The sequence below is a fragment of the Stenotrophomonas sp. STEN240 genome (genome assembly GCF_056756175.1).
The window spans coordinates 1-16,777 of record NZ_JBRRBO010000006.1 but is presented as its reverse complement, the minus strand read 5'-3'; the positions used below and the strand labels follow the sequence as shown (position 1 = coordinate 16,777).

Sequence of the window (16,777 nt, the reverse complement as noted above, 5' to 3'; positions counted from 1 at the left end):
GGACCCGGAAGCAACGCCATGGCCCATAACGCCCCTGATGCCAACGTCTACTTCGTGCCTAGCAGCAGCAAATGGCCGTTTGTAGGATCGATCGCGATGCTGGTGATGATGGTCGGGGTAGCCAGCTGGCTCAACGACGCCAGCTGGGGCCGTTGGACCTTCTTCACCGGCGTGGCGATGCTGGTGTTCACCCTGTTCCTTTGGTTCGGCGATGTCATCCGCGAATCGGTGGGCGGCAACTACAACCGGCAGGTGGATGGTTCGTTCCGGATGGGGATGATCTGGTTCATCTTCTCCGAGGTGATGTTCTTCGCCGCGTTCTTCGGTGCGCTGTTCTACACCCGCAACATGGGCCTGCCGTGGCTGGGTGGTGAAGGCCATGGCGTATTGACCAACGAATACCTGTGGGACGGTTACTCGGCCGCGTGGCCGACCAACGGCCCGGCCGATATCGGCGGTGCGTTCCAGACCATCCCGGCCTGGGGCCTGCCACTGATCAATACCTTGATCCTGCTGACCTCCGGCGTGACCCTGACCATTGCCCATCACGCGCTGAAGGCGGGCAACCGCAAGCAGCTGCTGATCTGGCTGGGCCTGACTGTCGTGCTGGGCTGCGTGTTCCTGTTCTTCCAGGCCGAGGAATACATCCACGCCTACAAGGAATTGAACCTGACCCTGGGCTCGGGCATCTACGGCTCGACGTTCTTCATGCTGACCGGCTTCCACGGCGCACATGTGCTGCTGGGGACGATCATGCTGCTGGTGATGTGGTTCCGCGCCGCCAAGGGCCACTTCACCCGCGACAACCACTTCGGTTTTGAAGCTGCCGCGTGGTACTGGCACTTTGTCGACGTGGTGTGGCTGATGCTGTTCCTGTTCGTCTACGTGCTTTGATCACGGTACCGGGAGTGGGGAATGGGGAATCGGAGGTGTGCGGCATCCGCTCCTACTTCCACCATTCCCGATTCCCTTTCACCCATTCGCGGCTTTCAGCCGCCAACCCCATGTGGCTTGATCCAGCCCATATAGATGCTCAGCGCGACCAGCAGGATCAACACTACTGACAGCGCGATACGCCGCGTCAACGCATTGACCGTCCGTTTGGTCTGGCCGCGATCGATCATCAGGTAATAGAGGCCGGCTCCAAGATTCCAGACGATGACGATCAAGAACGCGATCACCAACAGGGTCTTCAACGAATCATTCATGCGTGGCTCGTTCGGTGGGAAGGCAGTGCTATATCACCCGCTTGGCGGCAGCTTGTCATGACGCGACAGCACACGGCCATCTTCGGCTGGAGCCTGGCACTGCTGGTAGCGGCCCTGTTCTGCGTGCTGGGCGGCTGGCAGCTGCAGCGCATGCACCAGAAGGAGGCCCTGCTCGCGCAGCTGCCACCGGGCCGCGAGGCCGCAGTCAGCCTTGCCGAGGCTGCCGCCGCGCCGGACGCCCTGCATTGGGTGGCAGATCAGCTGCAGTTCCTGCCGGCCACGGTGCTGCTAGACAACCAGCTGCGTGATGGCCGTGCCGGCATCAAGGTTTACCAGCCGGCGCGCGCAGCCACCGGCACCGTGGTGCTGGTCGATCTGGGCTGGCTGCCGTTGCCGGCTGACCGCAGCCTGCCGGCCATCAACACGCTGCAGGGCACGCAGGCCGTGCAGGGCCTGTGGGCGCCGGCACCGGCAAGCGGCATTGCCCTGGGCCCGGCCTTGACCGCAACCACCCAGCCGCAGACATGGCTGGCCACGCGTATCGACCTGCCTGCCATTGCTGCGCAGTTGCAGCTGGGCAACGGCGCGTTGGCGCCGAAGGTGCTTCGCCTGGATCCGGCAATGCCGCTGGGGTATGCACGTGACCTGGACCTGCTGCCCAATACCTTGCCGCCATCGCGGCATCTTGGGTATGCGGTGCAATGGTTTGCGATGGCCTTGGCGGTGTTGCTGATTGCGCTGGTGTTGCAGTTCAGGAGGCGCAGGACGGCGGGAGTTGGGAATGGGGGTTAGGTTGGAGCTGGGCCAAAGCCAAAGCCAAAGCCAAAGCCAAAGCCAAAGCCAAAGCACCCCTCCCCAACCCTCCCCTTGGCTACGCCAAAGGGAGGGGGCAGATCGCCGCGCCGTCGCTTTGGTCCTTGCTCCTGCTTTTGCCGTTGAATTTCCCCCTCCCTTTCACCAAAGGTGAAGGGGAGGGTCGGGGAGGGGTGCTTTCAGCCTTTGCTTCTGCTTCTGCTCTTGCTCCAGCGCCAGCGCCAGTGCCAGTGCCAGCTCCAGCTCCAGCTCCAGCTCCAGCTCCAGCCCCAGCTCCAGCTCCAGCTTCTGCCCCAACCACTCTCCGTCGCCAGCTCTAAAAGAACCCAGCCATGAACGCACTCACTCCCGACCAGCTCGCCACCCGCAACCGCGGCCGCCGGGTACTGCTGCTGATCTTCGCCATGTTCTTTGGTTCGATGGCGTTGGCCGGCATCCTGCGCTTCTCCGGCTGGACACCGCAGATCAACCGCCATCATGGCGAACTGCTGCAGCCGGCGGTGGACTTGCGCAGCGAGCAGCTGCAGCTGGCCAATGGCCAGGCCTACGACTGGAACCCCGGCGAGCGCCACTGGCGCATCCTGCTGGCGCCGCCGGCAGACTGCGCACCTGCCTGCGTCACTTTGTCGCAGCAATTGGACAAGGTGTGGCAGTTGTTCGGGCATAACGCGGATAATGTCGAGATATTGTGGCTGGGCACGCCGCCTGAACAGGTGGCCGCCACGCCGGCACTGAAGGTGCTGCAGCCCCAGCCTGCGTTCCGGGCCAAGCTGCCGGGTGTTGATGACCCGGCCGGTACCCCGGTGTATGTGATTGATCCCAATGGCTTTGTGGTATTCCGCTATGCGCCGGGTTTTGAACCGGGTGGATTGCGGGCTGATCTATCCAAGCTGTTGAAACTGATGTGAGTTCCGTTCGATGAATGCCTCCGCGCGTCCGGCGCTGTACCGCAATTTCCACCGACTGGCGTGGTTCGCACTGATCATGACGGCGAGCACGATCATGTTCGGCTCGTTCGTGCGCCTGTCCGATGCCGGCTTGAGCTGCCCGGATTGGCCTACCTGCTATGGCCGCGTGACCTGGCCGCAGACGCAGATGGAAGCGGCCCAGCATGTGGCCAGCGAGATCCGTCCGCTGGAAACCCACAAGGCCTGGCGCGAACAGGTGCATCGCTTCCTGGCCGGCCTGCTTGGTGTTGAAGTACTGACGCTGGCGCTGCTGGCGGCGCGCCGGCGCAAGCGTGGCATTGCCCAGATCGTCACCGCCTCGGTGCTGGTGGCCATAGCCATACCCTTGTACATGCGCGGCGAACATGTGGCCGCCAGTGTGCTGGCCATCGGCGGTGAAGCGATCCTGCTGCGGGCGGCGCTGCGCTGGTCCAACATCGACCTGGCGCGCGCGGCGGTGCTGACCCTGGCGGTGGTGATCTTCCAGGCCCTGCTTGGCATGTGGACGGTGACCTGGCTGCTCAAACCCATCGTGGTGATGGGGCATCTGCTCGGCGGCATGGCGATGTTCTCGTTGCTGGCATGGATGGCGTGGAAGGCCACCGACCTGCCGATCACCTTGGCCGAGGAGCCGCGCCTGCGCTGGTGGCTGCGTGCCGCGGTGGCAATGGTGGTGCTGCAGATCGCGCTCGGCGGCTGGGTCAGCGCCAACTACGCGGCGCTGGCCTGCGGCGGCGGCAGCGCCTCGCTGGACAACTTCCCGCGCTGCGTCAGCCAATGGTGGCCGCAGCAGAACTACAGCGAAGGCTTCACTCTGTGGCGTGGCATCGGTGTGGACTACGAAGGTGGCGTGCTCGATGGCGCCTCACGTATCGCCATCCAGATGGCGCACCGCATGTTCGCGGTAGTGGTGGCGCTGTATCTGCTGGTGTTGTCGGTACGCATGTTCCGTTTGCCGGGCATGCGCGGTTGGGCAAGCACGCTGATCGCGCTGGTGCTGTTGCAGGTCACGCTGGGCGTGCTCAACGTCAAGCTGGCGTTGCCGCTGGTGGTGGCGGTGATGCACAGCGGCGGTGCGGTTGCCCTGTTGTTTGTATTGGTCACGCTGCTGGCGCGGCTGCGCGCTCCGGAGTGAATGATGCGTACAACATGGCGTGATTACTGGGACCTGACCAAACCTAAGGTGGTGGCACTGATTGTGTTCACCGCCCTGGTCGGCATGTGCCTGGCCATTCCCGGCCTGCCGACCACCGCGCAGGTGGTGACCGGTCTGCTGGGCTTCCTCGGCATCTGGTTGTCGGCATCGGCGGCGGCGGCCATCAATCAGCTGCTGGATGCGCGCATCGACGCACAGATGGCGCGTACGTCCTGGCGCCCGCTGGTGGTGGGCAAGGTCTCGCCGCGGCAGGTGCTGGTGTTTGCCGGCGCGTTGACCGCGTTGTCGATGACCATCCTGGTGCTGTGGGTGAACGTGATCACCGCGGTGCTCACCTTCGCCTCGCTGATCGGCTATGCGGTGGTCTACACCGTCTACCTGAAGCGTGCGACCTCGCAGAACATCGTCATCGGCGGCCTGGCTGGCGCGACGCCGCCGCTGCTGGGCTGGGCGGCGATCACCGGCATGCAGGGCAGCTCGGATTGGGCCTACGCCTCGCTGCTGGTGCTGATCATCTTCATCTGGACCCCGCCGCATTTCTGGGCGCTGGCGATCTTCCGCCGCGCCGATTACGCCAAGGCCGAGATCCCGATGTTGCCGGTAACCCACGGCGTGCCACACACCCGCAAGCAGATCCTGGCGTACTCGATGGTGCTGGCGGTGGTGACGCTGCTGCCGGTGGCGATCGACATGAGCGGCATGTTCTACCTGGGCGGGGCCACGGTGTTGAACATCGTCTTCCTCTGGTACGCATGGAAAATGCAGAACCCGCCGGACGAAATGTTCAACATGAAGATGTTCGGCTATTCCATCGTCTACCTGATGGCGCTGTTCGCCTTCCTGCTGGTCGACCATTGGCTGTTGCCCTGGTTGTGACCCAGCACTGAAAAGGCCGGCGAAAGCCGGCCTTTTTTATTCAAACAACGGCAACTGCGATTGTGGGAGCTGCGTGGTTGTGGGAGCGGCGTCAGCCGCGAAGCTGATGATATTTCCGTTTGGGGTTGGATCTGCAACCGCTGAATGTTTGATTGCAGTTTGCGCTGGCATCGGATGCATTGGTGGCTTCGCGGCTTACGCCGCTCCCACAACCGCTTCCCCGGGCTACGTGTCTTCGGGATCTCGGGGAACGCCCCTGCCGAGCATGGCTCGGCACTACGCTCCCTTCCTTTGCCGCAGGAAAGGGGATGGTTGGGGAGGGGTTGCTGTGCTTGATGTAGTGCCGAGCCATGCTCGGCAAAGGGCTTTACCAGTAAGGCCTCCGCCGAGCATGGCTCGGCACTACCAACTTCGGTGTCGATTATTGCTGCTTTGATTCAGCGTTCTGCTTCGCATACCGCTGCGCCACCATCGAGCAGACGATCAGCTGGATCTGGTGGTAGATCATGATCGGCAGCACGATCGCGCCGAGGCTGCCGCCAGCAAACAACACCTTGGCAATTGGCACGCCGGTGGCCAGGCTCTTCTTGGAGCCGCAGAACATGATGGTGATCTGGTCGGCGCGGTTGAAGCCAAGCCGCCGCGCCAGCCAGGTGATGCCGGGCATCGCGATCGCCAGCAACACCACCGCAACCAAGGCAGCAGCCAGCAATGACAACGGCGGGGTCTTGCTCCACAGGCCTTCGCTGACCGATTCGCCAAAGGCTGCATAGACCACCAGCAGCACTGTGCCTTGGTCGGTGTAACGCAGCAACGGCCGCTGCCGCTCTATCCAACTGCCGATCCACGGCCGCAGCAGATGCCCAAGCACGAACGGCACCAACAGCTGCAGCATGATCGCGCCCACCGCATGCAGCGGGTTGGCCATGCCGCCCTGCGAGCCGGCCAGCACCGTCATCAGCAACGGGGTCAGGAACACGCCGAGGATGCTGGACAGGGAAGCCGCACACACCGCCGCCGGCACATTGCCACCGGCAATCGACGTAAAGGCAATCGAGGATTGCACGGTCGAGGGCAGCGCACACAGGAACAGCACGCCGATGTAGAGCTCAGGTGTCAGTGCCCAGCCGGCCAGCGGCTTCATCGCCAATCCCAATACCGGGAACAGCACGAAGGTACAGACCAGGATGGTGATGTGCAGGCGCCAGTGCAGCAGCCCGGCAACGATGGATTCACGCGGCAGGCGCGCGCCGTGCAGGAAGAACAGCGCGGCGATGGCGATATCGGTGAAGTGGTCGAAGCCCTTGGCGGCGGCGCCAGTGAGCGGCAGCACGCTGGCCAGTACGACGGTTCCGAGCAGTGCGAGGGTGAAGTTGTCCGGTCGCAGTCGCGACCACCAGCGTGTCATGTCGGCCAGGCCTCCTGATCAGGGTGTGGGTACTTCCAATGCAGCGCGTACAGCCGGTTCCAATGACGTCATGCCGGCGTCACGGCCGAGTTTGAGTGCGTCATCCACCGATGCACCGTTGATGCGGGCATCAATCAGTGACAGCAGTGCGCCGGCGCGGTTGGACGAGGCGCAATGCAGCAGTGTCTTGCCGCTGTCCTGCTTGAGCAGGCGGTCCAGTGTGCGGGCATTGGCTTCGCTGATGTCGGCGGCGCCGGCGATGGGCAGGCGCACATAACGCAGGCCCAGTTGTTCGGCCAGTGCGGCCTCGTCATAGCCGCGATCTTCCTCCGGCCGGCGCAGGTCGATGATGCTGGTGACGCCATTGGCGGCGGCATCGCGCAGCTGCTGCGCACTGGGCTGGCCAGCGGTGATCAGGTCTGGCCGTGCTTGGCGCAGCGTCGCATCACCCGCGAAGGCGTTGGCGCAGAGCGTGAGCATGAGGAGCAGTGGCAGGCGGTAGCGGTACATGCGGATGCTCCGTTGCAGGTTGTCAGAGGCGCAGGCTGGCGCGTGCCTTGAGCAGCTCGCGCAGTTCGTACTTGTCGGTCTCGTCCAGGCCTTGCTGGCGCTGCTTGGCCTGCAGTTCGTCCAGCCGCTGGGTCAGCAGTTGTTTCTCCAGCTGCATCACCGCGTCCTGCAGTTCCTGCGCCCACAGCGCTTCATCGCCGGGCAGAGCCTGCGCGGCCAGCTTGTGCAGGGCGGCCTGTTCTTCGCGATCGTTGAAGTGTTCGAGCAGGGCGCCGGTGCTGATGTCCGGGCGTTGCTGCACCAGCGCCATCAGTTCGACCAGCAACTCGATGCCGGGCAGGCGCAGGCCGCCGATGGCGTGGTGGCCCTCCAACGTCATTACCAAGGATGGCTGCTGCAGCAGGATGGCGATGGCCGCACGCACCAGGCTGCGCTTCTGCGCTGGCACGGCGTTGTTGCGCATCGGCGGACGCGGCGCAGGTGCTGTGGCAGCGCTGCTGGTGTTGCCAATGCCGGTCAGGCGCGCCAGCTCCTGCTTCATCAGGTCGCCGAAAGCGCCATCGGGAATCTGCGCCAGCATTGGTTTTGCGCGTTCGGCCAGGCGTGCCTTGCCGTCCAGCGTACCGAGGTTGATCTCGCGGCTGAGCTCGTCGAAGAAGAACTGCGACAGCGGCGTGCCCTGCTTGAGCCGCGCATCGAAAGCCTCGGCGCCTTCCTTGCGCACGATGGTGTCCGGGTCCTCGCCATCGGGCAGGAACAGGAAGAAGGCCTGGCGGCCATCCTTCATGCGCGGCAGCACCGACTCCAGTGCGCGCCAACCGGCGCGGCGACCGGCGGCATCACCGTCGAAGCAGAAGTACACATCCGGCGCGTTGCGGAACAGCAGCTCGGCATGATCGGGGGTGGTTGCCGTGCCCAGCGTCGCCACCGCCTGGGTGACGCCGAACTGGAACAGGCTGACCACGTCCATATAGCCTTCAACCACGATCAGGCGTTCGATCTTCTGGTTGGCCTGACGGACCTGCCACAGGCCGTACAGTTCGCGGCCCTTGTGGAACAGCGCGGTTTCCGGCGAGTTGAGGTACTTGGGGCCGTCGTCCTTTTCCATGACCCGGCCGCCGAAGGCGATGACCCGGCCACGGCGGTCGAAGATGGGGAACATCACCCGGTCGCGGAACTTGTCGTAAACGTGGCCGCGGTCGTTCTTGGAGAACAGGCCCACCCGTTCGAGCAGCTTCATGCGCCGCTCGTCCTTGCCCAGTGCATCCTTCAGCGCGCTGTAGCCATCCGGCGCATAACCGATGGCGAAGCGCGTGCGGGTATCGGCATCTACGCCACGGCCGTCGAGGTAGGCAAGGGCCTTGTCGTTGCCTTCCAGCTGCTTCTGGAAGAAGCGGGTGGCGGCATCCAGCGCCGAGTACTGGTCGCGGCTGTCGTCCTGCTGCTGCGGCGTGCGGGCATTGGTTTCGCGCGGGATTTCCATGCCCACGCGCTTGGCCAGTTCATCCACCGCATCGAGGAACTCGAGGCGGTCGTAATTCATCAGGAAGCTGATCGCGGTGCCATGCGCGCCGCAGCCGAAGCAATGGTAGAACTGCTTGGTCGGCGAGACCGTGAACGAGGCCGAGCGCTCGTCATGGAACGGGCAGCGCGAAGCATATTCCTTGCCCTGGCGCTTGAGCGGCAAGCGTGAACCCACCACCTCGACGATGTCGGTGCGGGCCAGCAGGTCGTCAATGAACGCGTCGGGAAGTCGGGCCATGCGGCAAATGAGCAGCGCCGCCGGTTGGCGGGGGCGCGATGAAAGGGGAACAGGCAGTGTACTAGGCTGGGCTGCTGCTGGTTGCGGGTTGGGCTTGATGGTTTTCAGTCAAAGGCGCAGAGCTACCCCTCCCCAGCCCTCCCCTTCGCTGCGCGAAAGGGAGGGGGCAACGGCTGCAGCCTTCGTCATTTTGCGAACTGCAGCTCTTGCCCCCTCCCTTTCGCGCAGCGAAGGGGAGGGTTGGGGAGGGGTAGCTGTCGCCCTTGCTTCCACATCAATCCACAGCCCCAGCATCAACCCCCGCAGCCGCCACCTTGCGCCGCGCATACACCCGCTCATCAATCACCGCGGTGATCAGCGCGCCGCCAAAGAACACCACGCTGGCGTAGTAGATCCAGATCAGCATGATCACCAGCGTGCCCATTGAGCCGTAGGCGCTGCCCGGCGCGGCGTTGGCGATGTACAGGCCGATCGCATAACGGCCCAGCGCGAACAGCACCGCGGTGATGACGCCGCCGAGGAAGGCTTGGCGCCAGTCCACCGGCCGGTCCGGCAGGTAGTGGTAGAGAAAGGCGAAGCCCAGCGCATACAGCAGCAGGGTGGTGATGTAGCCCACCGCCGGCAAGGCCGAGGGCAGGTGCGAGAAAATCACCTGCAGGGCGGTGGTGGCGACCATCGACACGATCAGCAGGAAGCCCAGCGCCAATACCACGCCGGCGGAGAACACCCGCTTCTTCAGCCAGCCGAACACCCCCTCGAAGCGCTTGGAGTCGCTGCGGAAAATCAGGTTCAGCGCTGCCTGCAGCTGGGCGAACACCACGGTGGCGCCGATGAAAAGCAGCACCAGGCTCCAGATGCCGGCGAACGAGCCCAGGTCCGGCTGCGCGCTGGCGTTGGTGATCACCGTGCGCGCGACCTCGGCCACGCTGGGGCCTGCCAGTGAGCCGATCTGGTCGATCAGTGTCTGTTGTGCAGGTGGGTACAGTGAGGCGGTCAACCAAAGCAGCAGGACCAGCAGCGGCGCCAGCGACAGCAGCGTATAGAAGGCCAGTGAGGCGGCCTGGGTCATCACATCGGTTTCGACGAAGCGGCGGACCAGAGCGGCCGGCAGGCTTTGCTGGAGCAGCTCCAGGCGGGATTTGAACGTGTGCAGGGTGGGGCGGGTGAGGGGCATCAGGGTTTGATGTGGCGTGAAGACAGGGTTCTGTTCTAGCAAAGCCGGGCTTCGGAGCGGGTGAATGGGGGAGGTCCTCGCCGGCCAAATCCGCCCACACCCGTAGTGCCGAGCCATGCTCGGCAGGGGCTTTCCCGGTAATACACGACGATGTGGGAGCGGCGTCAGCCGCGAAGCCACATATCCCTCAGATTGCAGGCAAGCAGGTGATTCCAGCGCCGCCAGCTTCGCGGCTGACGCCGCTCCCACAAAAGCAAGTGGCAGCGCGGCATCTGTAGTGCCGAGCCATGCTCGGCAGGGGCTCTCCCGGCAATACACAACGATGTAGGAGCGGCGTAAGCCGCGAAGCCACATATCACTCAAATTGCAGGCAGGCCGGTGATTCCAGCACTGCCAGCTTCGCGGCTCATGCCGCTCCCACAAAAAGCATATGGGCAAGAAACGACAAAGCCCGCGCGGGGCGGGCCTTGTCGGTACAGGCTTGGCAGCTGGGATCAGCCGGCCAGGGCCTGCTTGACCAGCTTGGACACCAGGCCCATGTCGGCCTGGCCAGCCAGCTTGGGCTTGAGCACGCCCATCAGCTTGCCGATGTCGGCAGCGCTGCTGGCGCCGGTCTCGGCCTTGGCAGCGTCAATCGCGGCCTGGATCTCGGCTTCGCCCATCTTGGCCGGCACGTAGCGCTCGATCACCACGATCTCGTCGCGCTCGATCACGGCCAGGTCTTCACGGTTGGCGGCTTCGAACTGGGTGACCGAGTCCTTGCGCTGCTTGACCATCTTGTCCAGCACGGCAATCACGTCGGCGTCGGTCAACTCGATGCGCTCGTCCACTTCGCGCTGCTTGATGGCGGCATTGATCAGGCGGATCACGCCCAGCGAGTGCTTGTCGCCGCTCTTCATGGCGGCCTTCATGTCTTCGAACAGCTGTTGCTTCAGGCTCATGGAGCACCTCTTTGGGTCGGGAATAGGAGGGAAGAGACGTCAGCATTGCTGGCATCTGGAACGCAAAAAGCCGGCGACGCTTGCGCGTGCCGGCTTTCACCCCAGTACGGAAGGCCGGAGCCCCCCGTTCAGGAGTCGCGTACGATCAGTACAGGCGCTGACGCTTGGTGACGTCGCGCGAGGAACGACGCAGCTGGCGCTTCACGGCAGCAGCGGCCTTGCGCTTGCGTTCCTGGGTCGGCTTTTCGTAAAACTCGCGCTTGCGGGTTTCGGCCAGCACGCCGGCCTTTTCGCAAGTGCGCTTGAAGCGGCGAAGAGCAAACTCAAAGGGTTCGTTCTCGCGGACTTTAACGCTGGGCATGGAATCTCCGGGGACTCAGTAGAAAAACCGGGTCATACCCGGTGAGCCGCGCATTATAGTCCCTTTGAACAGACGTGCAACCCCCTTGGATTTGGCGGGGGCGTCAGACAGGTTCACAATACGCCTTATGAAAGTCCTTGGCATTGAATCTTCCTGCGATGAGACGGGCGTAGCCGTCTATGACACCTCCTTTTCCGGGGCGGCTGCGCTGCGTGCGCATGCCGTTTACAGCCAGATCGCGCTGCATGCTGAATACGGCGGCGTGGTGCCGGAGCTGGCCAGCCGCGACCACGTGCGCAAGACCCTGCCGCTGATCCGGCAGACCCTGGACGAGGCTGGCATCGCCATTTCCGAGATCGAGGGCGTGGCCTACACCGCCGGCCCCGGCCTGGTCGGGGCGCTGCTGGTGGGCGCCGGCGTGGCCCGGTCGTTGGCCTGGGGCCTGGATGTGCCGGCCATCGGCGTACACCATATGGAAGGCCACCTGCTGGCACCGCTGATGGAAGACGACCCGCCGCAGGCGCCGTTCGTGGCGCTGCTGGTCTCCGGTGGCCATACCCAGCTGATCGCGGTGGACGCCATCGGCAAGTACCGCCTGCTCGGCGAGACCCTCGACGATGCCGCCGGTGAGGCTTTCGACAAGACCGCCAAGATGATGGGCCTGCCGTACCCGGGCGGCCCGCAGCTGGCCAAGCTGGCCGAGCTCGGCACCCCGGGGCGCTACAAGTTCACCCGGCCGATGACCGACCGGCCGGGGCTGGATTTCAGCTTCTCCGGTCTGAAGACCCAGGTGCTGATGGCCTGGCGCGACAGCGACCAGACCGATCAGACCCGCGCCGACATCGCCCGTGGCTTCGAGGACGCGGTGGTGGATACGCTGGCGATCAAGTGTGGCCGCGCGCTGGATGCGGCCGGTTGCGACGTATTGGTGGTGGCCGGCGGCGTCGGCGCCAACAAGCGCCTGCGCGCCAAGCTGCAGGACGCTGCCCAGCGCCGTGGCGGCCGGGTCTGCTTCCCGCGCCCGGAACTGTGCACCGACAATGGCGCGATGATCGCCTTCGCCGGTGCCCTACGCCTGCAGGCCGGCCAGCACGGTCCGGCCGAGATCAAGGTGACGCCGCGCTGGGACATGGCCTTGTTGCCGCCACTGCAGGGCTGAAAAGCAGGCCTGCCGTGCTCGTCCACGGCAGGCTCAGTCTGCTGCCGTTACCATGTCGTATTCATCCAATACGACAGATGCAATGGACAAGGTATTCATCGAAGGGCTCGAAATCGACGCCCTGATCGGCATCTACGACTGGGAACGGCGCATCCGCCAGACCCTGGTGTTCGATCTGGAAATGGGTTTTGACAACCGCAAGCCGGCCGCCAGCGACGACATCGTCGACACGCTGAACTACAAGGCCGTCAGCAAGCGCTTGATGGAGTTCGTACGCGCCTCCGACTTCGGTCTGGTGGAGACGCTGGCCGAGCGCTGCGCGCAGATCGTGCTGGACGAGTTCAATGTGCAATGGCTGCGGCTGAAGCTGAGCAAGCCCGGTGCGGTGCGCGGTGCGCGCGCGGTCGGGGTGATCATCGAGCGCAGCCGCGCAGCGGCGTGAGCCAGCATGCATAAGGCCGGGCGTCCTGTGGCGCACGGCCTGGATGGTTTCCTGTTCGCACACGCCCAGCAGTGACGTGATGGGCCGGGCAGGGTGTTTCTGCAATACACGTAAAAGGAAGCGAGCACGATGGCGGTAATGGGAATTCGTTGGCTGGATCAGCTGGAAAACATGCTGGCGCCGTATCCAATGGCCTACCCGGCGGTGGTGCTGGCTGGCCTGGTGCTGGTGGCCTGGCTGGCCAACTTCGTCACCAAGCGTGTACTGCTGCGCGGCCTGCGTTCGATGATCGAACGCTTCTCCGGTCCCAATCACAACGCCAGGCAGCCGCTGCGGGTGATCGCGCGGCTGTCCAACATCGTGCCCTCGGTGGTGCTCGCCGCCGGCCTGAGCATCGTGCCGGAGCTGCCGCCCGGCCTGGTGCACGGCTTGAAGGCGCTGTGTCATGCCTGGACCGTGCTGACCATCGCAATGGCGGTGTCGCATGCGCTGGATGCCTTCAACGATTTCTACGAACGCCGCGCCGATGCCCGCAACAAGCCGATCAAGGGCTACCTGCAGGTCGTCAAGATCGTGGTGTTCGTGTTTGCCGGCCTGTCGATCGTGGCGATCCTGGTTGGTGTGGAGCTGCTGCACCTGGTCACCGGCCTGGGTGCGGCCACTGCGGTGTTCATGCTGATCTTCCAGGACACCATCCTGTCGCTGGTGGCCAGCGTGCAGATCAGTGGCGATGGCCGCGTGCGCATCGGCGACTGGATCGAGATGCCCAGCCAGAACGCCGATGGCGACGTGATCGACATCGCACTGCACACCGTCACCGTGCAGAACTGGGACAAGACCGTCACCACCATTCCGACCAAGAAGCTGGTCACCGAGTCGTTCAAGAACTGGCGTGGCATGCAGGAGTCGGGTGGGCGGCGGATCAAGCGTTCGATCTACCTGGACCAGCACAGTGTGCGTTTCCTGGATGGCGCCGGGCTCGAGCGGCTGGGCCAGATTGCGCTGCTGGATGATTATCTTGCCGGCAAGCAGCAGGAGCTGCAGCAATGGAACGCGCAGGTGGCGCAGGCGCACCCGGAGCCGGTCAATGCGCGCCGGCTGACCAACCTGGGCACGTTCCGCGCGTACGTGGAGCTGTACCTGCGGCACAACCCCGGCATCCACCAGGACATGACCCTGCTGGTGCGGCAGATGGCACCCACCCCGCAAGGCCTGCCGCTGGAGATCTACTGCTTCACCTCCTCGATCGCCTGGGCAAAGTACGAAGCCATCCAGTCGGACATGTTCGACCACCTGCTGGCGATCCTGCCGGAGTTTGGCCTGCACGTATTCCAGGAATCCAGCGACGCGATGCTGATGACCGCGCGCGACCAGCGCGACCGGCAACCCTAGCGCCAGCCGCGCACTGTAGTGCCGAGCCATGCTCGGCAGGGGCCCTGCCAACAAACCCGAAACACCAACCTGCACTGTGTGCCCAGCCATGCTCGGCAGGCGAGAGGACGCACTGTAGTGCCGAGCCATGCTCGGCAGCGCCGTACCGTTAAACCCCCAGCACAGCAGAACTCAGCTCCACCACTGCACCCCGCGCGCCAACCGCTTAACGAACGGGGCGCTAGAATCCCCGCCTGCTTGTGTTTACCAAGGAACACCGGTGTCCCCCGACCGCATTGAATCCCTGATCGCGCGCATGACCGTCGACGAAAAAGTCGGCCAGCTGAGCGTATTCGCCGACATGGGCCGCCCCTTCGCGCCGGACGTGAACCCCGAGGCCAACGTCCGCAACGCCGAGCAGGTGCTGGAGCAGGTGCGTGCTGGCCGCGTGGGCTCACTGTTCAACGGCGTCGGCGCCGAACTGGGCCGGCGCCTGCAGCAGGTGGCATTGGAAGAAAGCCGCCTTGGCATTCCGCTGATCCTCGCATCGGACGTGATCCATGGCATGCGCACGGTGTTCCCGATACCGCTGGGGGAAGCCGCAAGTTTCGAGCCCGAGCTGGCCCGGCGCACCGCGCGCGCCACCGCCATCGAGGCCACCGCCGCAGGCATCCACTGGACCTATGCACCGGCCGTGGATATCGCCCGCGACCAACGCTGGGGGCGTGGTGCCGAAGGTGCGGGCGAAGACGTGCTGCTGAGCTGTGAATTCGCCGCGGCCCGCGTGCGCGGCTTCCAGGGCGATGATCTGAAAGCCGCCGATTCGCTGCTGGCTACCCCCAAGCACTTCGCCGCCTATGGCGCCGTTGCCGCAGGCATGGAGTACGCGCAGGTTGATATCTCGCTGCAGACACTGCGCGATGTGCACCTGCCGCCCTTCAAGGCGGCGTTGGATGCAGGCGCCTTGTCATTGATGAGCGCCTTCAACGACATCAATGGCGTGCCCGCCAGCGCCAACCGCGCGCTGCTGACCGACCTGCTGCGCAACGAGTGGAAGTTCGAAGGCGTGGTGGTGTCCGATTACACCGCCGACATGGAACTGATCGCGCACGGCTATGCAGCCGATGAAGTGGACGCCACCCGCAAGGCGTTCCTCGCCGGGCTGGACCTGAGCATGCAGAGCGGTTTCTACGACCAGCATCTGGCCGGGCTGGTGCACGCTGGTGAGGTGCCGATGGCGGCGCTGGATGCATCGGTACGGCGCATCCTGCGGCTGAAGGATGCGATCGGCCTGTTCGACAACCCCTATCGCTCGCTCGACCCCGCACGCGAAGCCGATCAATCACATATCGCCGAGCATGATGCGCTGGCGCGCGATGCCGCGCGGCGCTCGGTAGTGTTGTTGAAGAACCAGGGTGAGCTGCTGCCGCTGAAGAAGCAGGGGCAGAAGATCGCCTTGATTGGTCCGTTCGTGCAGGACCGCGAGAATATCGAAGGTTGCTGGACGCTGTTCGGCGACAAGTCGCGTTACGTCACTCTGGAAAGCGGTATGCGCGCCGCATTGGCAGCGCATTCCGAACTGGAAATCGTACCGGGCTGTGGCTTGGAAGCACCGCTGGACGGTGGCATCGAGGCGGCAGTGGCCGCCGCGCAACGCGCCGATGTGGTGGTGTTGGCGATTGGCGAGCCGCAGCGCTACAGCGGTGAGGCGCAGTCGCGGGTGGAGATCACCGTGCCGCCGGCACAGCAGGCGCTGGCCGAAGCGGTTGCCGCGACCGGTACGCCGCTGGTGGTGGTGCTGCGCAATGGCCGCGCGCTGGCTCTGCAAGGTGCGGTACGTGATGCACAGGCCATTGCGGTGAGCTGGTATCTGGGCACGCAGAATGGCCACGCACTGGCCGATATCCTGTTTGGTGACTACAGCCCTTCGGCACGCTTGCCGGTGAGCTTTCCGCATGCGTCGGGCCAGCAGCCGTATTTCTACAGCCACCCGCGCAGCGGCCGCCCGGAACTGCCGACGATGTCGGAGTTCAAGTCGCGCTGGCGCGAGTTTCCCAATACCGCTTTGTACGCCTTCGGCCACGGCATCGGCTATACGCGTTTCGAATATGAAGCCCCGCGCCTGAGTGCCGCGCAGTTGGATTGGGACGGCGAGCTTGTCATCCGTACCCGCGTACGCAATCTCGGTGCGGTGGCGGGCGAGGAGGTGGTGCAGTTGTATGTGCACGATCGCGTCGCCAGCCGGGTACGGCCGGTGCGTGAGCTGAAGGCCTTCCAGAAGGTGGCCGTAGCTGTTGGAGCATCGGTGGAAGTGGAATTCCATCTGGACCGCGATCAGCTCGCTTTCACCGGGGTGGATGGCGAATACAGCGCTGAGCCGGGGATGTTTGATCTCTGGGTATGCACCTCGTCGGTGAGCGGCGAGGCGGTGAGCTTCGAGTTGCTCGGCCCCTGAGCCAAGTAGCCGCAGCAAGGTAGTGCCGAGCAATGCTCGGCAAGGGGGCTTTACCGGTAAGGCCTCTGCCGAGCATGGCTCGGCACTACCGAGGTTTTGGGCGAGGCCAGCTTCGCGGCTTACGCCGCTCCCACAAGCACTCTCCCCGTCCTGCGCGCTAAGCTCCAGGTGTAGTGCCGAGCCATGCTCGGCAA

At 64.4% G+C, this 16,777-nt stretch carries 17 protein-coding genes; 9 read left to right on the top strand and 8 right to left on the bottom strand.

The genetic code is table 11. The annotated features are described in order from the left end of the window. Positions 1-18: 18 nt before the first annotated feature. Positions 19-894, top strand: a complete 876-nt coding sequence (locus tag ACVOKO_RS04035; protein ID WP_057630480.1) for a cytochrome c oxidase subunit 3 — start codon at positions 19-21, stop codon at positions 892-894. A gap of 95 nt (positions 895-989) precedes the next feature. On the opposite strand, the gene ACVOKO_RS04030 is transcribed toward ACVOKO_RS04035, so the two are convergent. Further along, positions 990-1,208, bottom strand: a complete 219-nt coding sequence (locus ACVOKO_RS04030) for a twin transmembrane helix small protein (RefSeq protein ID WP_282268147.1) — start codon at positions 1,206-1,208, stop codon at positions 990-992. A 57-nt stretch (positions 1,209-1,265) separates the two neighbouring features. On the opposite strand from ACVOKO_RS04030, the gene ACVOKO_RS04025 reads away from it, so the two are divergent. Next, positions 1,266-2,000, top strand: coding sequence for an SURF1 family protein (locus tag ACVOKO_RS04025; RefSeq protein ID WP_346497522.1), 735 nt, complete (start codon positions 1,266-1,268; stop codon positions 1,998-2,000). 162 nt (positions 2,001-2,162) lie between these two features. Here ACVOKO_RS04025 and ACVOKO_RS04020 read toward each other — a convergent pair whose 3' ends face one another. Beyond that, positions 2,163-2,318: a hypothetical protein gene (locus tag ACVOKO_RS04020; RefSeq protein WP_346497520.1), complete on the bottom strand. Its 156-nt coding sequence runs from the start codon at positions 2,316-2,318 to the stop codon at positions 2,163-2,165. 35 nt (positions 2,319-2,353) lie between these two features. On the opposite strand from ACVOKO_RS04020, the gene ACVOKO_RS04015 reads away from it, so the two are divergent. From ACVOKO_RS04015 to cyoE, 3 genes are read left to right on the top strand one after another with little or no spacing between them, the layout of a single operon-like run. After that, on the top strand, positions 2,354-2,929 hold the full coding sequence (locus ACVOKO_RS04015) for a hypothetical protein (RefSeq protein WP_346497518.1): 576 nt from the start codon (positions 2,354-2,356) through the stop codon (positions 2,927-2,929). Positions 2,930-2,939: 10 nt separating this feature from the next. Continuing rightward, on the top strand, positions 2,940-4,103 hold the full coding sequence (locus tag ACVOKO_RS04010; RefSeq protein WP_346497516.1) for a COX15/CtaA family protein: 1,164 nt from the start codon (positions 2,940-2,942) through the stop codon (positions 4,101-4,103). 3 nt (positions 4,104-4,106) lie between these two features. Next, positions 4,107-5,000, top strand: a complete 894-nt coding sequence (gene cyoE / locus ACVOKO_RS04005; protein WP_346497514.1) for a heme o synthase — start codon at positions 4,107-4,109, stop codon at positions 4,998-5,000. A gap of 421 nt (positions 5,001-5,421) precedes the next feature. On the opposite strand, the gene ACVOKO_RS04000 is transcribed toward cyoE, so the two are convergent. The 6 genes from ACVOKO_RS04000 to rpsU form a co-directional block, all read right to left on the bottom strand. Then, positions 5,422-6,408 carry a bile acid:sodium symporter family protein gene (locus ACVOKO_RS04000; RefSeq protein ID WP_346497512.1) on the bottom strand — a complete coding sequence of 329 codons (987 nt, stop codon included), beginning with the start codon at positions 6,406-6,408 and terminating at the stop codon, positions 5,422-5,424. Positions 6,409-6,426: 18 nt separating this feature from the next. Next, the gene (locus ACVOKO_RS03995; protein WP_346497510.1) at positions 6,427-6,918 is read right to left on the bottom strand and encodes a protein tyrosine phosphatase family protein; all 492 of its coding nucleotides are present in this window, start codon (positions 6,916-6,918) and stop codon (positions 6,427-6,429) included. Between the two features lie 22 nt (positions 6,919-6,940). Next, positions 6,941-8,680 carry a DNA primase gene (gene dnaG / locus ACVOKO_RS03990; protein ID WP_346497508.1) on the bottom strand — a complete coding sequence of 580 codons (1,740 nt, stop codon included), beginning with the start codon at positions 8,678-8,680 and terminating at the stop codon, positions 6,941-6,943. A gap of 274 nt (positions 8,681-8,954) precedes the next feature. After that, complete coding sequence (locus ACVOKO_RS03985; protein ID WP_430980711.1) at positions 8,955-9,854, bottom strand: YihY/virulence factor BrkB family protein; 900 nt, start codon at positions 9,852-9,854, stop codon at positions 8,955-8,957. Positions 9,855-10,348: 494 nt separating this feature from the next. Further along, positions 10,349-10,795, bottom strand: a complete 447-nt coding sequence (locus ACVOKO_RS03980) for a GatB/YqeY domain-containing protein (RefSeq protein ID WP_346497506.1) — start codon at positions 10,793-10,795, stop codon at positions 10,349-10,351. A 145-nt stretch (positions 10,796-10,940) separates the two neighbouring features. Beyond that, positions 10,941-11,156, bottom strand: a complete 216-nt coding sequence (rpsU, locus tag ACVOKO_RS03975) for a 30S ribosomal protein S21 (protein ID WP_002808376.1) — start codon at positions 11,154-11,156, stop codon at positions 10,941-10,943. A gap of 127 nt (positions 11,157-11,283) precedes the next feature. Between rpsU and tsaD the strand changes: the two genes are divergently transcribed. From tsaD to ACVOKO_RS03955, 4 genes are all read left to right on the top strand, one after another. Further along, on the top strand, positions 11,284-12,315 hold the full coding sequence (gene tsaD, locus ACVOKO_RS03970; RefSeq protein WP_346497505.1) for a tRNA (adenosine(37)-N6)-threonylcarbamoyltransferase complex transferase subunit TsaD: 1,032 nt from the start codon (positions 11,284-11,286) through the stop codon (positions 12,313-12,315). Between the two features lie 82 nt (positions 12,316-12,397). Beyond that, positions 12,398-12,757 (top strand): dihydroneopterin aldolase, encoded by a 360-nt coding sequence (gene folB, locus ACVOKO_RS03965; RefSeq protein WP_062170347.1) that lies wholly within the window; start codon positions 12,398-12,400, stop codon positions 12,755-12,757. Between the two features lie 129 nt (positions 12,758-12,886). Next, a complete protein-coding gene (locus tag ACVOKO_RS03960) occupies positions 12,887-14,149 on the top strand; it encodes a mechanosensitive ion channel family protein (protein ID WP_346497502.1) in 1,263 nt (420 codons plus the stop codon). A gap of 259 nt (positions 14,150-14,408) precedes the next feature. Continuing rightward, the gene (locus ACVOKO_RS03955) at positions 14,409-16,583 is read left to right on the top strand and encodes a glycoside hydrolase family 3 N-terminal domain-containing protein (protein ID WP_346497500.1); all 2,175 of its coding nucleotides are present in this window, start codon (positions 14,409-14,411) and stop codon (positions 16,581-16,583) included. Positions 16,584-16,777: the final 194 nt, after the last annotated feature.

Excerpts from the sequence above, each read along its gene's own strand:
- rpsU (WP_002808376.1), bottom strand. The coding sequence starts at position 11,156 with ATGCCCAGCGTTAAAGTCCGCGAGAACGAACCCTTTGAGTTTGCTCTT.
- ACVOKO_RS03980 (WP_346497506.1), bottom strand. The coding sequence starts at position 10,795 with ATGAGCCTGAAGCAACAGCTGTTCGAAGACATGAAGGCCGCCATGAAG.
- ACVOKO_RS03985 (WP_430980711.1), bottom strand. The coding sequence starts at position 9,854 with ATGCCCCTCACCCGCCCCACCCTGCACACGTTCAAATCCCGCCTGGAG.
- ACVOKO_RS03995 (WP_346497510.1), bottom strand. The coding sequence starts at position 6,918 with ATGTACCGCTACCGCCTGCCACTGCTCCTCATGCTCACGCTCTGCGCC.
- dnaG (WP_346497508.1), bottom strand. The coding sequence starts at position 8,680 with ATGGCCCGACTTCCCGACGCGTTCATTGACGACCTGCTGGCCCGCACC.
- ACVOKO_RS04025 (WP_346497522.1), top strand. The coding sequence starts at position 1,266 with ATGACGCGACAGCACACGGCCATCTTCGGCTGGAGCCTGGCACTGCTG.
- cyoE (WP_346497514.1), top strand. The coding sequence starts at position 4,107 with ATGCGTACAACATGGCGTGATTACTGGGACCTGACCAAACCTAAGGTG.
- ACVOKO_RS04030 (WP_282268147.1), bottom strand. The coding sequence starts at position 1,208 with ATGAATGATTCGTTGAAGACCCTGTTGGTGATCGCGTTCTTGATCGTC.
- ACVOKO_RS04000 (WP_346497512.1), bottom strand. The coding sequence starts at position 6,408 with ATGACACGCTGGTGGTCGCGACTGCGACCGGACAACTTCACCCTCGCA.
- tsaD (WP_346497505.1), top strand. The coding sequence starts at position 11,284 with ATGAAAGTCCTTGGCATTGAATCTTCCTGCGATGAGACGGGCGTAGCC.
- ACVOKO_RS04010 (WP_346497516.1), top strand. The coding sequence starts at position 2,940 with ATGAATGCCTCCGCGCGTCCGGCGCTGTACCGCAATTTCCACCGACTG.
- ACVOKO_RS04035 (WP_057630480.1), top strand. The coding sequence starts at position 19 with ATGGCCCATAACGCCCCTGATGCCAACGTCTACTTCGTGCCTAGCAGC.
- folB (WP_062170347.1), top strand. The coding sequence starts at position 12,398 with ATGGACAAGGTATTCATCGAAGGGCTCGAAATCGACGCCCTGATCGGC.
- ACVOKO_RS04015 (WP_346497518.1), top strand. The coding sequence starts at position 2,354 with ATGAACGCACTCACTCCCGACCAGCTCGCCACCCGCAACCGCGGCCGC.
- ACVOKO_RS03960 (WP_346497502.1), top strand. The coding sequence starts at position 12,887 with ATGGCGGTAATGGGAATTCGTTGGCTGGATCAGCTGGAAAACATGCTG.